The organism is Nocardioides sp. J54 (assembly GCF_000519005.1).
Classification (GTDB): Bacteria; Actinomycetota; Actinomycetes; order Propionibacteriales; family Nocardioidaceae; genus Nocardioides.
In genome coordinates, this window is the sequence record NZ_JAER01000013.1 from 79,766 (window position 1) to 93,617 (window position 13,852).

At 73.4% G+C, this 13,852-nt stretch carries 13 protein-coding genes; 11 read left to right on the forward strand and 2 right to left on the reverse strand.

What is annotated here, in order from left to right:
- Positions 1-111: 111 nt before the first annotated feature.
- Together NOCJ54_RS0111265 and NOCJ54_RS0111270 are read right to left on the reverse strand one after the other, a co-directional pair.
- On the reverse strand, positions 112-918 hold the full coding sequence (locus NOCJ54_RS0111265; RefSeq protein ID WP_028655589.1) for a sigma-70 family RNA polymerase sigma factor: 807 nt from the start codon (positions 916-918) through the stop codon (positions 112-114).
- 148 nt (positions 919-1,066) lie between these two features.
- Positions 1,067-1,954 carry an HAD family hydrolase gene (locus NOCJ54_RS0111270; RefSeq protein ID WP_028655590.1) on the reverse strand — a complete coding sequence of 296 codons (888 nt, stop codon included), beginning with the start codon at positions 1,952-1,954 and terminating at the stop codon, positions 1,067-1,069.
- Between the two features lie 61 nt (positions 1,955-2,015).
- On the opposite strand from NOCJ54_RS0111270, the gene NOCJ54_RS25250 reads away from it, so the two are divergent.
- From NOCJ54_RS25250 to hemB, 11 genes are all read left to right on the forward strand, one after another.
- Positions 2,016-3,623 (forward strand): class I adenylate-forming enzyme family protein, encoded by a 1,608-nt coding sequence (locus NOCJ54_RS25250; protein WP_036517590.1) that lies wholly within the window; start codon positions 2,016-2,018, stop codon positions 3,621-3,623.
- Positions 3,620-3,892 carry a glutaredoxin family protein gene (locus tag NOCJ54_RS0111280; RefSeq protein ID WP_028655591.1) on the forward strand — a complete coding sequence of 91 codons (273 nt, stop codon included), beginning with the start codon at positions 3,620-3,622 and terminating at the stop codon, positions 3,890-3,892. The genes NOCJ54_RS25250 and NOCJ54_RS0111280 overlap by 4 nt, the downstream gene beginning before the upstream one ends.
- A gap of 25 nt (positions 3,893-3,917) precedes the next feature.
- On the forward strand, positions 3,918-4,481 hold the full coding sequence (locus NOCJ54_RS0111285; protein WP_028655592.1) for a hypothetical protein: 564 nt from the start codon (positions 3,918-3,920) through the stop codon (positions 4,479-4,481).
- On the forward strand, positions 4,469-5,983 hold the full coding sequence (locus NOCJ54_RS0111290) for a hypothetical protein (protein WP_157514872.1): 1,515 nt from the start codon (positions 4,469-4,471) through the stop codon (positions 5,981-5,983). The genes NOCJ54_RS0111285 and NOCJ54_RS0111290 overlap by 13 nt, the downstream gene beginning before the upstream one ends.
- A gap of 23 nt (positions 5,984-6,006) precedes the next feature.
- Complete coding sequence (locus tag NOCJ54_RS25255; RefSeq protein WP_051485741.1) at positions 6,007-7,044, forward strand: glycosyltransferase family 2 protein; 1,038 nt, start codon at positions 6,007-6,009, stop codon at positions 7,042-7,044.
- A complete protein-coding gene (locus NOCJ54_RS29880; RefSeq protein ID WP_269634535.1) occupies positions 7,041-7,484 on the forward strand; it encodes a GtrA family protein in 444 nt (147 codons plus the stop codon). Before NOCJ54_RS25255 ends, NOCJ54_RS29880 begins: the two co-directional genes overlap by 4 nt.
- A gap of 188 nt (positions 7,485-7,672) precedes the next feature.
- Complete coding sequence (locus NOCJ54_RS25265; protein ID WP_051485743.1) at positions 7,673-8,380, forward strand: redox-sensing transcriptional repressor Rex; 708 nt, start codon at positions 7,673-7,675, stop codon at positions 8,378-8,380.
- Entirely contained in the window at positions 8,377-9,684 is a 1,308-nt protein-coding gene (locus NOCJ54_RS0111310) for a glutamyl-tRNA reductase (protein ID WP_028655594.1), read from the forward strand. Before NOCJ54_RS25265 ends, NOCJ54_RS0111310 begins: the two co-directional genes overlap by 4 nt.
- A gap of 2 nt (positions 9,685-9,686) precedes the next feature.
- A complete protein-coding gene (gene hemC / locus NOCJ54_RS25270) occupies positions 9,687-10,703 on the forward strand; it encodes a hydroxymethylbilane synthase (RefSeq protein WP_084255077.1) in 1,017 nt (338 codons plus the stop codon).
- Complete coding sequence (locus tag NOCJ54_RS0111320; protein WP_028655595.1) at positions 10,700-12,361, forward strand: uroporphyrinogen-III synthase; 1,662 nt, start codon at positions 10,700-10,702, stop codon at positions 12,359-12,361. Before hemC ends, NOCJ54_RS0111320 begins: the two co-directional genes overlap by 4 nt.
- A 342-nt stretch (positions 12,362-12,703) precedes the next feature.
- Positions 12,704-13,696, forward strand: coding sequence for a porphobilinogen synthase (gene hemB / locus NOCJ54_RS0111325; RefSeq protein ID WP_028655596.1), 993 nt, complete (start codon positions 12,704-12,706; stop codon positions 13,694-13,696).
- Positions 13,697-13,852: the final 156 nt, after the last annotated feature.

Genomic DNA, 13,852 nt, shown 5'->3' on the forward strand with positions numbered 1-13,852 from the left:
CCAGGGCAGCCCCGATCTCCGTACGACAGACCAACGACCCGACGGCGCCCGCGGTTACGGTTCGAGTGGCCATGGATCCATGGCCCGAAATGACTACGTGCAGCGGGGCCCTCATCGGATCCCCTCCGGCATCAATTTGGCGAGGTTTCGCACCCCGCGCAGCTGCAGCTGCTTGATCGCGCCGTCGCTGCGACCCAGGGCGGCGGCCGTCTCGGCGATGCTCAGGCCCTGCAGGAAGCGCATGATCAGGCAGTCGCGCTGCTCGTTCGGCAGCTTGGTGAGGGCGTCCAGCAGGATCTCGTTGGTGAGGCTGGCGAGGACGGCGTTCTCCGGGCCCTCGGTCGCGTCGTCGTGCTGACCCATGTCCTCGGTGGTCAGCTCGAGGCGGGTGCGGCCGGCCTTGAAGTGGTCGGTGGCCAGGTTGCGCGCGATGGTCATCAGCCAGGCGCCGAAGTCCTTGCCCTGCCACCGGAAGGACGGCATGTTGCGCAGCGCGCGGAAGAAGGTCTCCGAGCACAGGTCCTCGGCCACCACGACCGAGCGGGTCCGGTAGTAGAGGAAGCGGTAGACCGACGGCTGGTAGTGGTCGTAGAGCAGGCCGAACGCCTCGGCGTCGCCGCCGCGGGCCAGCTCGACCAGGCCGATCAGCCGCTCGCGCTCCTCGGGGGAGTCCTCCGAGGAGGTGGCGAGGGTGGAGTCGTTGTAGCCGCTGCCGGAGCCGCGCTCGAAGCCGTCCTCGGTCTCCGCGTGGGCCTCGCTGAGCAGCCAGCCATCGGTACGACGGACCGGGCTCGCGCCGGCAGCACCCCCCGCAGGACCGGCGGCCACGGCGAGGGCCGGCTCGAGGGTGAACGCAGCGACGACTGCGGCGCGCAGGGCATCCAGCCCGCGCGCGACGTCGCTCCGATCCCAGGACATACCCGGTCCCCTCCCTGTTACCCCCGGTCGCGATCCTACGGTGGATCCTCGCGCAGTGGTACCGGAACCCGAGAACCGACCGGTCGCGATTCCCGGTCGCGACTAGTCCTTCCGGGCCATCCCCACGGTAGTCATCCGGGGGTGCGGGTCAACCGCCGTGACGCCGGATCTGGCGCCGCACGAGCGTGCCGGCCAGGGCCGCCCCGGTCGCGGCGGAGCCGACCACGAGCCCGGCCCGGGCCGCCTTGCGCCCGGTGCGGTAGTCACGGATCCGCCAGCCGTGGGCACGGGCGTGCGCGCGCAGCTTCGGGTCCGGGTTGATCGCGCACGGGTCCCCGACGAGGCCGAGCATGGGCAGGTCGTTGTAGGAGTCGCTGTAGGCGGAGCAGGCCGACAGGTCGAGCCCCTCCCGCTCGGCGAGCGCCCGCACCGCGACCGCCTTCGCCGGGCCGTGCAGCATGTCGCCCACCAGCCGCCCGGTGTAGACGCCGTCGACGTGCTCGGCCACCGTGCCCAGGGCGCCGGTCAGGCCCAGCCGCCGGGCGATCAGGCTCGCGATCTCGATCGGCGCCGCCGTCACCAGCCACACCCGCTGGCCCTGGTCGAGGTGCATCTGGGCCAGTGCGCGGGTCCCCGGCCAGATCCGGTGCGCCATCGCCTCGTCGAAGATCTCCTCGCCGATCTCCTCCAGCTCCTGCACCGTGTGCCCGGCGATGAAGGCGAGCGCCGAGTTGCGGGCCTCGGCGACGTGCTCGGGGTCCTCGACGCCGACGACGCGGAAGTAGGCCTGCTTCCACGCGGCGCCGAGCAGGTCGCGGGTGGTGAAGAAGTCGCGACGGTAGAGCCCGCGGGCGAGGTGGAAGATGCTCGCACCCTGCATGACGGTGTTGTCGACGTCGAAGAACGCCGCGGCGTTCGGGTCCGCCGGCTGGGCGAGCGCGGTCTCGACCTCCGCGGCAGCGGCAGCCGCCTCACCGGCGAGCTTCGAGCGCTGCTGGAGGTTCAGGCGGCGAGGCCGGTCGGCCGACGATCCCATGTGATCACTCTAGAGATCACAGTCCTCGGCTGGGTGCCGGATCGGCCGTAGGATCGCGGGCATGTCCCTGAGCGACGCCGCGACAGCTCCCGACGTGGCCGCGCTGGTCCAGGCCGCGGCCGAGGACGCCCCCGACCGGCTTGCCGTCGTCGAGGCCGGTGGCCGCGGGCTGACCTGGGCCGAGCTCGACGAGGAGGTCGGCCGCGTCGCGTCCGGCCTCGGCGCCGCCGGCGTGCTCGCCGGCCACCGGGTGATGATCGCGATGGGCAACCGCATCGAGTTCGTCACCACCTACCTCGGCGTGCTGCGCACGCAGGCGGTCGCCGTGCCGGTCAACCCCCTCTCGACCGCGGTAGAGATCGCCGGGATGCTCGTCGACTCCGGCGCCCGGATGCTCGTGGTCGACGCCGACGCCGCCGACCGGGCCCGCGAGGCGCTCGCCCGCACCGAGGTCGCGGCCGCCGCCGGCGACGAGGGTCGCCCGCTGCCCCGGCTGGTCCTCGTCGGCGCCGAGCCGGCCGACGGCGAGGTGTCGTACGACGACCTGCGGGCCGTCGAGCCGCGCCCGGTCCCGCCGCTCCCGGACCCCGAGAAGCTGGCCGTGCTCCTCTACACCAGCGGCACCTCCGGGCTGCCCCGCGCCGCGATGCTGACCCACCGCGCGCTGCTGGCCAACGTCGACCAGGTCGCCGCGGTCGAGCCGGCGATGATCCGCTCCGACGACGTCGTGCTCGGCGTGCTGCCGCTCTTCCACGTCTACGGCCTCGGCGCCGTGCTCGGCGGCGTGGTCCGCCACCGCGCCAAGCTCGTCCTGGCCGACCGGTTCGACCCCGAGGGCACCCTCGACCTGATCGAGGACGAGGCGTGCAGCGTCGTCCCGGTCGCGCCGCCGGTGTTCGCCGCGTGGCAGGGCGTCGAGGCGCTCGCCGAGCGGATGGGTCCGGTGCGGATGATCCTGTCGGGGTCCGCGCCGCTGTCCGCCGAGGTCGTCGAGCAGTTCAGCGAGCTCGCCGGCGTGCCGGTCCACCAGGGCTACGGGCTCACCGAGGCCGCGCCCGTCGTCACCACCACCCTGCTCTCCACCGGCGCGAAGCCGGGCTCGGTCGGCGCCGCGCTGCCGGGCATCGACGTGCGCCTCGTCGACGACGAGGGCCGGCCGCTGGAGGGCACCGAGGCCGACGACGCGGGCGAGATCCAGGTCCGCGGGGCCAACCTGTTCAGCGGCTACTGGCCCGACGGCGCCGACGGGCCCGACGCGGACGGCTGGTGGTCGACCGGCGACGTGGGCTTCCTCGACGCCGACGGCGACCTCTTCCTCGTCGACCGGGTCAAGGAGCTGGTGATCGTCTCCGGCTTCAACGTCTACCCGACCGAGGTGGAGGCCGTGCTCGGCGAGGTCGACGGCGTCCGGCAGGTCGCCGTCCTCGGCGCGCCCGACGAGCAGACCGGCGAGGCCGTCGTCGCCTACGTCGTGCCCGGCGACGGGACCGGCGAGGACCAGCTCGTCGACGCGGTCCGCGCCGCCGCACAGGAGCGGCTGGCGCCGTACAAGCGGCCGAGCCGGGTCGAGGTCGTCGCCACCTTGCCGCGCACCGTCACGGGCAAGGTCCGCAAGGGGATGCTCCGCGGCTACGAGCGCCGCAAGGCACTGGGCATACTCGAGTCGTGAGCACCGGACCGAGCCCGACCGCGCCGCGGGTGACCCTCTACGGCCGCCCCGGCTGCCACCTCTGCGACGACGCCCGCGCGGTGATCGAGGCGGTCTGCGCCGAGCTCGGGGAGAGCTACGTCGAGGTCTCCATCGACGACGACCCCGAGCTGGGGGACCGCTTCGCCCACGAGATCCCGGTGACCTTCGTCGACGGCAAGCAGCACGACTTCTGGCGGGTCAGCCCCGACCGGCTGCGCCGCGCCCTCACCGGCGGCGCCGGCCGCTGACCCGCGCTCGGTATCGTCGCCCAGCGTGCCCGCCCCCGCCGTCGCTCCCCGGTCGCGCCGGGCCGCCGTCGTGGTCGGGACGCTGGTCGTCCTGGCGCTGCTCCTGCTGAGCCACTCGTTCGGGCGCGCGGAGCCGACCGGCAACTACCGGCCGCCGATGACGCCGGACACGCTGCTGACCGGCTGCTACCCGCTGCCCGGCGACGCGCGGCTCGACCTGCCCCACCAGGTGCGGCGTGACAAGGACGTGAGCACCCGGGACGGCGCCCGTCGCCGCCTGCAGGGCCAGTACGACCTCGTCGGCCGGGACGAGGCCGAGGCCCGGCTGGTCGCCGCCTTCGAGGAGGTCGGCTTCACCGAGGCGCCGGACGCCTCGGGAGGAGGGGACGGCAGCCGGACCCTGCGCCGGGGCGGTGAACGGGTGACCATCACCGTCACCGCGTTGCCCGGCACCGGCGAGGGAGACCTGGTCCGCGGGGAGTTCGTGCTCGACCTCCCGATCGTCGCGGTCGCCCGGCCCGACGACCCGGTCTGCCAGGACCGCTCCGCGACCAAGCGGTGGGTGGAGGCGTCGTGGTGGCCGTGGTGAGCGCGCCCGGCTGGACCGGGCGGTGGCCGGACCGCTTGCCGCCCGCCCCCGTGCTCCTCGGCTGGCTGGTCGCCGGGCACGTGCTGCTCAAGGTCGCGATGTTCCCGCTCGTGGTGTCGGCGCCGCCGTACGGCGACGAGCAGGCCTACGCCAACGGCGCGATGGCCCTGTCCAACGCGGTGCGCGACCTCTTCGCGTTCACGTCCCCCGACACGGCCGAGCTCGACCGCAACGTCGTCGCGTCCGGCTGGTTCATGCCCGGCATGTCGATCCTCATGGCGCCGGTCTACGTCGTCTTCCCCGACGCCGGGCCCGCCCTGGTCCGCGGCTGGTGCGCCCTGATGACGATCGCGCTGCACGTCGCGGTCGTGCGCAGCCTGGTCCGGGTGCTCGGCCACCGCTGGGCGGCCGCCTACGCCGCGTTCCCCGGGCTGGTGCCGATGTACGCGTTCTTCGGCTTCGGCGCCTGGGGCGACCTCGCGGCCGGCTCGGTGCTCGCGCTGCTGGCCCTCCGGCTGTTCGAGCTCGGCCGCGGCCTGCGGCACGGTGCCGCGCCCACCCTGCGCGACGGGGTCGTGCTCGGGCTGCTCGCGATCGCGACGCTCTACCTGCGCGCCAGCACGTCGGTGCTCCTGGTCGGCCTCGGCGCCGTCACCCTGGTCGCGGCGCTGGTGCTGCTGCGCGGACGCGAGCGTTGGCGCGCGGTCGGGGCGGGCGCCGCCGGGGGAGCGGTCTTCCTCGTCCTGCTCGCCCCGTGGGCGCTCTACGCGTCCCACGTCCTCGACGCCCGGGTGGTGACCACGACGACCCTGGCCACCTCGCGCGGCAACTCCTTCGGCGACCCGCACCAGCTCTGCTTCGGCCGGTGCGACCCGGACAGCCCGGAGTGGTTCAAGCCGGTGCGCTACGCCCGTGAGGTCGCCCGCGCGACCGGCACGAACGAGGTCGAGGTGCTCGGCGAGATGTCGTCGTACGCGCGCCGCGACGTCACGCTCGACAGCTACCTCGAGGACGTCGCCCTCTACCTGGCGGCCTACTCGCTGCAGCCGGCCGTCTTCGTCGACCACGTCTCCACCCCGGCCGAGCGCAACGTCGCCGAGACCGCCGGGGCGTGGACGGTGATGGGCACGACCTGGCTGGTCTACTTCCCGGTGCTGCTGCTGGTCGCGGTCTCGTTGTTCACCGTCGTACGACGCAGCCTGGAGGCCCGGCTCCTCGACGTCGTGGTCAAGCTCTGCATCGGCGGCCTGCTGCTCCAGCCCTTCTTCCACGTCGCGGGCGGGCGGTACTGGACCACCGCCGCGCCGTTGTGGGGCCTGGCCGCGGCCTCCCTCGTGGTGGAGTGGCTGGTGCGCACCGGACGGCTCGCCGCCCCGGCCACCGGGGTGGTCACCGACCGCGACGCGGCGGTGGAGACCTGGCTCGGGCGCATCCAGCGCCTGCTGACGGTCGCGGTTGCTGTGGTGGCCCTCGCGCTCCTCCTTGCCGTCGTGGTCCCGTGAAGGGGTCACTAGGCTCAGGCGGCATGCGCGACCGTGACGACTCGACCGGCCCCCGCCGGATCGCCTACGTCCTCCCCGTCTACAACGAGGAGGACAACATCGAGGTGTTCCACGCCGCGCTCGTGGAGGCCACCGACAAGCGCCCGGACCTCGACTTCGAGTTCGTGTACGTCGACGACGGCAGCCGCGACGCCTCGCTGGAGCGGCTCGTCGAGCTGCGTGCGCAGGACCCCCGGGTCACCGTCGTCCAGTTCTCCCGCAACTTCGGCCACCAGCTGGCCGTCACCGCCGGCCTGGACCTGGTCGCCGAGGCCCGCGACGCCGACGCCGTGGTCGTCATGGACACCGACCTCCAGGACCCGCCGCTGGTCAGCCTCGAGATGATCGACCGCTGGGAGGAGGGCGTCGAAGTCGTCTACGCCCAGCGTCGTACCCGCAAGGACACGGCGTTCAAGCGGGCCACCGCGTGGGGCTTCTACTGGGTGCTCGACCGGCTGGCCTCGATCGAGATCCCGCGCAACGTCGGCGACTTCCGGTTGATGGACGCCCGCGTCGTCGCCGAGGTCGCCCGCTACCGCGAGCACGACCGCTTCCTGCGCGGCATCGTCGCCCACGTCGGCTTCCGGCAGGAGGCGCTGCTCTTCGACCGCGACGAGCGGTACGCCGGGCGCACCGGCTACCCGCTGCGCAAGATGATCGGCTTCGCGGCGAGCGGCATCATCGGCTTCTCCACGACGCCGCTGAAGCTGATCTCGCGCATCGGCTACGCGATCTCGCTCTTCAGCGTGCTGCTGGCCTGCTACGTCCTCTTCGTCCGGCTGTTCCGCCCCGAGGACTCGGTGCCCGGGTGGGCGTTCCTCGGCGTCGGCATGTTCATGCTCAGCGGGATCCAGCTGGTGATGATGGGGGTGATCGGCAGCTACCTCGGGCGGGTCTACGTCGAGGCCCAGGACCGGCCGCTCTACACGGTCGCGATGGTCGCCCGCGACGCGGGCGACGCGCGCACCGACCCGCGCCGGCACCGCGACATGGGTGTCCTCGACCCCGGGGCGACGCCCTGAGTGGTCGCGGGGCGGCGGTCCGGTTCGCCGCCGTCGGCGTGTGCAACACCGCCATCGACGCGGCCCTGTTCTTCCTGCTTCACGACCACCTCGGCATCACCCTCGCCAACCTGGTCTCGAGCACCGCCGGCATGGTCTTCAGCTTCGTGGTCAACGGGCTGTTCACCTTCCGCGCCGACCGGCTCACCCTGCGCCACGCCGCCCTGTTCGTCGCGACCACCGGCGCGGTGATGTGGGTGGCGCAGCCGCTGCTGATCCACGGCTGGCTGTGGCTGCTCGAGCAGGGACCGGAGGTCGCCGTGGCCGGGCTCGGGGCCGCCGACGTGCGGATCGCGGGGGCCAAGCTGGCGGCGATCGCCTGCTGCCTGGTGCTGAACTTCCTCGCCTACCGCTTCGTGGTCTGGCCGGTGGAGCACCGCGAGCAGTCTGTGGCACGCTGACCTGCGGCAACGTTCTGCTGAGAGCCCTCTCAGGTGCCGCGGTGCGTGGCCCGCGCCACGGCGGCGCCGAGGGCACAGGATGGGCACATTCCGGCCGATTTCTCCAATTTTGTTCTCACGTTCACAAACTCCTACAGTGAACGAGTCGCGCCCCATGGGACAGGTCGGCGCGGCTGGAAAGTGGAGCTGTGACCGCACGGAGTTCGACTGACGCCACCCGGGTGATCCCGGAGGCCACCGTCGCCCGCCTGCCTGTCTACCTGCGGGCGCTGACGGCGCTGGCCGACAACGGTATCCGCACCTGCTCGAGCGAGGACCTCGCGTCCGCCGCCGGGGTCAACAGCGCCAAGCTGCGCAAGGACCTGTCCTACCTCGGCAGCTACGGCACCCGCGGCGTCGGGTACGACGTCGACTACCTGCGCTACCAGATCGCCCGCGAGATCGGCGTCACCCAGGACTGGCCGGTCGTCATCGTCGGCATCGGAAACCTCGGCCACGCGCTCGCCAACTACTCCGGCTTCCGCAGCCGCGGCTTCCGGGTCGTCGCGCTGCTCGACGCCGACCCGGCCCTGATCGGGCAGACCGTCGCGGGGGTGGAGGTGCAGCCCTTCGACGACCTCGAGGAGATCGTCCGCACCCACGACGTCGCCATCGGCGTCATCGCCACGCCGGCGTTCGCCGCCCAGGACGTCGCCGACCGCATGGTCGCGATGGGCATCACCAGCATCCTCAACTTCGCCCCGGCCGTGCTGACCGTGCCCGAGGGCGTGGACGTGCGCAAGGTCGACCTGTCGATCGAGCTGCAGATCCTCGCCTACCACGAGCAGCGCAAGGCCGGTGGGGCCACGCAGGGCGCCGCCGCCGCGGCCGCTGCCACCGACGGAGGTGCCGCATGAGCGTCCTGGTGGTGGGCATCTCCCACAACTCCGCGCCGATGTCGCTGCTCGAGCGCGTCGCCCTCGACGAGGACGGCATCCACAAGCTGATGACCGACGCTGCCTCCTTCGAGCACGTCTCCGAGGCCACCGTCATCGCGACCTGCAACCGCCTCGAGGTCTACACCGAGGTCGAGCGCTTCCACGGCAGCATCGAGCAGATCTCCCGGCTCCTGGTCGACCGCGCCGGCGAGTCGACCGAGGCGATGCTCCCGCACCTCTACGTCCACTACGACGACGGCGCGATCTCGCACCTCTTCCAGGTCGCCGCGGGCCTCGACTCCATGGCCGTCGGCGAGGGCCAGATCCTCGGCCAGACCCGCGAGGCGCTGCGCCGCGGCCAGGAGCTCGGCACCGTCGGGCCCGCCCTCAACTCCCTCTTCCAGCAGGCGCTGCGCGTCGGCAAGCGCACCCGCGCCGAGACCGGCATCGACCAGGTCGCCCCGACGCTGGTCACCGCCGCCCTCCAGGAGACCGCGAAGGTCGTCGGCGACGTCGCCGGCAAGGACGTCGTCATCGTCGGTGCCGGCGCGATGGCCGGGCTGGCCACCGCGACCGTGCGCCGGCTCGGCGTCGGCCGGCTCACCGTCGTCAACCGCTCCGCCGACCGCGCCGAGCGCCTCGCCGCGCAGTACGACGGCCACGCCGCCCCGCTCGGGCAGCTCGGTGCCGAGCTCGCGCGCGCCGACGTCGTCATCTCCTGCACCGGCTCGGCCGGCACCGTCATCGACGTCCCGCAGCTGGCCGCCGCCCGGGTGGGCAGCGACCGGCCGCTCGGGCTGATCGACCTCGCGCTGCCGCACGACATCGACCGCGACGTGCGCGACCTGCCGGGCGTCTCCCTGGTCGGCCTGGCCGAGCTCGCCGAGCTCCTGCAGGGCGGGGCGACCGGCCGCGAGGTCCTCGAGGTCCGCCGGATCCTCGGCGAGGAGGTCACCGCCTTCCTCGCCGCCCGCCGCCAGGCCAGCGTCACCCCGACCGTGGTCGCGCTCCGCTCGATGGCGACCAACGTCGTCGACGCCGAGATGAGCCGCCTCGAGAGCCGCCTGCCGGACCTCGACGAGACCACCCGCAACGAGATTCGCCACGCGGTGCGCCGCGTCGCCGACAAGCTGCTCCACGAGCCCACCGTGCGCGTCAAGGAGCTCGCGAACGAGCAGGGCGCGGTGTCCTACGCCGCCGCGCTCGCCGAGCTCTTCGCGCTCGACCCCGAGGCCGTCGACGCCGTGACCCGCCCGATCGGCGTCGAGGAGGCAGGCTCGTGACCATCACCTCCCTGCGCATCGGCACCCGTCGCAGCGCGCTGGCCACCACCCAGTCCGGGCACGTCGCCGACGCCCTGCGCGAGCTCGCCGGCATCGAGACGCCGCTGGTGGAGATCACCACCGACGGCGACCGCAGCCAGGCCGAGAACACCCCGCTCGCCGGCGCCCCGTCGACCGGCGTGTTCGTCAGCGCCCTGCGTGACGCGCTGCTGGCCGGCGAGGTCGACGTGGCCGTGCACTCGCTGAAGGACCTGCCGACGTACGCCGAGGAGGGGATCACCCTCGTCGCCGTACCCCCGCGCCAGGACCCGCGCGACGTGATCGTCGCCCGTGACGGCCTCACCCTCGGCGAGCTGCCCGTCGGCAGCCGCGTCGGCACCGGTTCGCCCCGCCGGGTCGCGCAGCTCGAGGCGCTCGGCCTCGGCCTGGAGATCAGCGGCCTGCGCGGCAACGTCGACACCCGCATCGGCAAGGTCCGCTCCGGCGAGCTCGACGCGGTCGTGCTCGCGCGTGCCGGCCTGGCCCGCCTCGGCCGCGCCGACGAGGCGACCGAGGTGCTCGACCCGCTCCAGGTGCTCCCGGCCCCCGGCCAGGGCGCGCTCGCGGTGGAGTGCCGCAGCGACGACGCCGAGACGATCGCGCTGGTCGCGCAGCTCGACGACCCCGCCACCCGGGCCGCGATCAGCGCCGAGCGCACCCTGATGGCTCACCTCGAGGGTGGCTGCGCCGCCCCGATCGGAGCCCTGGCCGAGCTGGCCGAGGGCGACGACGGCCCCGAGATCTGGCTGCGGGCGGTGATCCTCTCGCCCGACGGCGCCCTGTCGGTGCGTCGGTCCGGGTCGGCCCCGCTCGGCGCCGAACCCGCCGGCTGGCCGGCGGCCGCGGCCGCGCTGGGTGCGTCCGTCGCCGCCGAGATGCTCGAGGACGGCGCCGGCGACCTGGTCGGACCACCCGGCCCGCCACCCCACGGAGACCAAGTCCCCCCATCCGCACGACCTGCAGAGGTGCACAACGCATGACGCGAGCCACGACAGCCAAGTCGGCTGCCCCGACTCCCGCCCCCCAGGCCAAGCCCGGCGGTGTTGCCTTCGTCGGCACCGGCCCCGGTGACCCGGACCTGCTGACGGTGCGTGCGGTCAAGCTCATCGAGGACGCCGACGTCGTCGTCACCGAGGACCCCGCCCACGCCGACCTGGTCCGCGTCGTACGCGCCCGGGCCGCGACCGTCGGCGAGGACACCACCGACGAGCTCGAGGTCGTCGACGGCGGCTTCGGCGAGGACGGCCAGCCGCTGACCCACGCCGCCCGCGCGAAGGTGGTGCTGAAGCAGGCCAAGCGCGGCCTGCGCGTCGTGCGCCTCCTCGGCGGCGACCCGTTCCTCTACGCCTCGGGCCCCGAGGAGGCGCAGGCCGTCGCCAAGGCCGGCATCGCCTTCGAGGTCGTCCCCGGCGTCTCGTCGATCGGTGCGGTCCCGGCGTACGCCGGCATCCCGCTGACCACCAAGGACCACCGCGAGGTGGCCGTGGTGACCTGCGGCGACAAGGTCGACTGGAGCCGCTACGCCGACTCCCCGACCCTCGTCCTGCTCTCGGCGGTCGGCCAGATCGGCGACATCGCCAAGCAGCTGATCGCGATCGGCCGCAAGCCGGAGACCCCGGTCGCGATGACCCGCGTCGGCACCACCACCGAGCAGCAGACGGTCACCTCGACCCTCGAGCGGATCGCCGCGGACGCCCGCGCCGCCCGGATCGCGCCGCCGGCCATCACGGTCATCGGCTCGGTCGTCGACCTGCGCGAGAAGCTGTCGTGGTTCGAGACCAAGCCGCTGTTCGGCTGGCGCGTCCTGGTGCCTCGCACCAAGGAGCAGTCCGCCTCGCTCTCGCAGCGCATCCGCGAGTTCGGCGGCGTGCCGGAGGAGGTCCCGACCATCTCGGTCGAGCCGCCGCGCAACCCGCAGCAGATGGACAAGGCCGTCCGCGGCCTCGTCGAGGGCCGCTACGAGTGGATCGCGTTCACCTCGGTCAACGCCGTCAAGGCGGTCCGGGAGAAGTTCGAGGAGTACGGCCTCGACGCCCGTGCCTTCTCCGGCCTCAAGATCGCCGCGGTCGGCGACAAGACCGCCGAGGCGATCGCGAACTGGGGCCTGCGCGCCGACCTGGTGCCCTCCGGCGAACAGTCCGCCGCCGGCCTCCTCGAGGACTGGCCCGAGTACGACGAGCAGCTTGACCCGATCAACCGGGTCTTCCTGCCGCGTGCCGACATCGCGACCGAGAACCTCGTCGCCGGCCTGATCGACCTCGGCTGGGAGTGCGACGACGTCACGGCGTACCGCACCGTCCGGGCCGCCCCGCCGCCGGCGCCGACCCGCGACGCGATCAAGACCGGCAAGTTCGACGCCGTCGTCTTCACGTCGTCCTCGACCGTGCGCAACCTCGTCGGCATCGCCGGCAAGCCGCACCCGTCGACGGTCATCGCCGTCATCGGGCCCGCCACGGCGAAGACCGCCGAGGAGCACGGCCTGCGCGTCGACGTGATGGCCCCCAAGCCGGACGTCGACCTGCTCGTCGAGGCCCTCGCCGGCTTCGGTGCCGAGCGTCGCGCCGCGATGATCGAGGCGGGGGAGCCGGTCACGAAGCCGAGCGACCGCAAGCCGTCCTCGCGCCGCAAGAAGGCCTGACCCCCGCCAGCCCGGTCCTCCACCGGCCCCGCCCCCGTCATCCGGGGCGGGGCCGGTGCCGGTCTCCCCAGCGACCCCGTCGGGACGTCACTCCTGGCGCGTCGAGACGTCAGTTGTGGCGGGTGAGACGTCAGCTGTGGCCCGTCGAATGGTCAGTTGGGGCACGTCGAGTGGTCGCGTCCCGCGCGTACGCCGGCCGTGACGTCTCGACGGGCCAGAAGTGATCACTCAACGGGCCACAACTGACGTCTCGACGAGCCCGAAGTGACCCTTCAACCCGCCACGAGTGACGCCTCGACCGTCCGGTGGGGACGGCGTGGCGGGCGCTCCTAGGATGGACGGGTGACCGACCTCGCCCGTCCCGTCGTCCGCCCGCGCCGCCTGCGCACCACCCCCGCGATGCGGGACCTGGTCGCCGAGACCACCCTGCGCCCGGCGCAGCTGGTGCTCCCGATGTTCGTGCGGGAGGGGGCGAGCGAGCCGGCGCCGATCAGCTCCATGCCGGGCGTCGTCCAGCACAGTCGCGACTCGCTGCGCCGCGCCGCGACGGAGGCCGCCGAGGCCGGCCTGCGCGGGGTGATGCTCTTCGGCGTCCCGCAGGCCAAGGACGCCGACGGCACCGGCGCCACCGACCCCGACGGCATCCTCAACGTCGCCATCGCCGACGTCGTCAGCGAGGTCGGCGACGCGCTCGTGGTGATGGGCGACCTGTGCCTCGACGAGTTCACCGACCACGGCCACTGCGGGGTGCTCACCCCCGAGGGCACCGTCGACAACGACGCCACCCTGGCCCGGTACGCCGACATGGCGGTCGTGCAGGCGCAGGCCGGCGTCCACATGGTCGGCCCCAGCGGGATGATGGACGGCCAGGTCGCCGTCGTGCGCGACGCGCTCGACGCGGCCGGCTTCACCGACGTGGGCATCCTCGCCTACTCCGCGAAGTACGCCTCCGCCTTCTTCGGTCCCTTCCGCGAGGCCGTCGACAGCTCGCTCGAGGGCGACCGGCGCACCTACCAGCAGGACGCCCGCAACGGCCGCGAGAGCATCCGTGAGGTGCTCCTCGACATCGAGGAGGGTGCCGACATCGTCATGGTCAAGCCCGCCCTGGCCTACCTCGACGTGCTGCGCCGCGTCGCCGACGCCGCCGGCGAGCTCGGCGTGCCGACGGCGGCGTACAACATCTCGGGGGAGTACGCCATGGTCGAGGCCGCCGCCGCCAACGGCTGGATCGACCGCGAGGCCGCCATCCTCGAGACCCTCACCGCGATCAACCGCGCCGGCGCGGACGTGATCCTCACCTACTGGGCCACGGAAGCCGCCGGCCTGCTGGGCTGAACTGCACTGAACTGCGCGAGCGTGTCGCCTGTCGAGGCCTGCGCGCGGGCGCTCGCCGGCTCGGCCCGCACTTGTCCTCGACGCGCCTGCGGCGCGGGCGCCACGCTGCCGCGCCGCGGTTGTCTTGCGTAGGGCCTGCTCCGCCTGGCGGCGAGG

Bases quoted from the DNA above. Each gene is read 5' to 3' on its own strand.
- NOCJ54_RS25250 (WP_036517590.1), top strand. From the start codon at position 2,016: ATGTCCCTGAGCGACGCCGCGACAGCTCCCGACGTGGCCGCGCTGGTC.
- NOCJ54_RS0111265 (WP_028655589.1), bottom strand. From the start codon at position 918: ATGTCCTGGGATCGGAGCGACGTCGCGCGCGGGCTGGATGCCCTGCGC.
- NOCJ54_RS0111310 (WP_028655594.1), top strand. From the start codon at position 8,377: ATGAGCGTCCTGGTGGTGGGCATCTCCCACAACTCCGCGCCGATGTCG.
- NOCJ54_RS0111270 (WP_028655590.1), bottom strand. From the start codon at position 1,954: ATGGGATCGTCGGCCGACCGGCCTCGCCGCCTGAACCTCCAGCAGCGC.
- NOCJ54_RS25255 (WP_051485741.1), top strand. From the start codon at position 6,007: ATGCGCGACCGTGACGACTCGACCGGCCCCCGCCGGATCGCCTACGTC.
- NOCJ54_RS0111320 (WP_028655595.1), top strand. From the start codon at position 10,700: ATGACGCGAGCCACGACAGCCAAGTCGGCTGCCCCGACTCCCGCCCCC.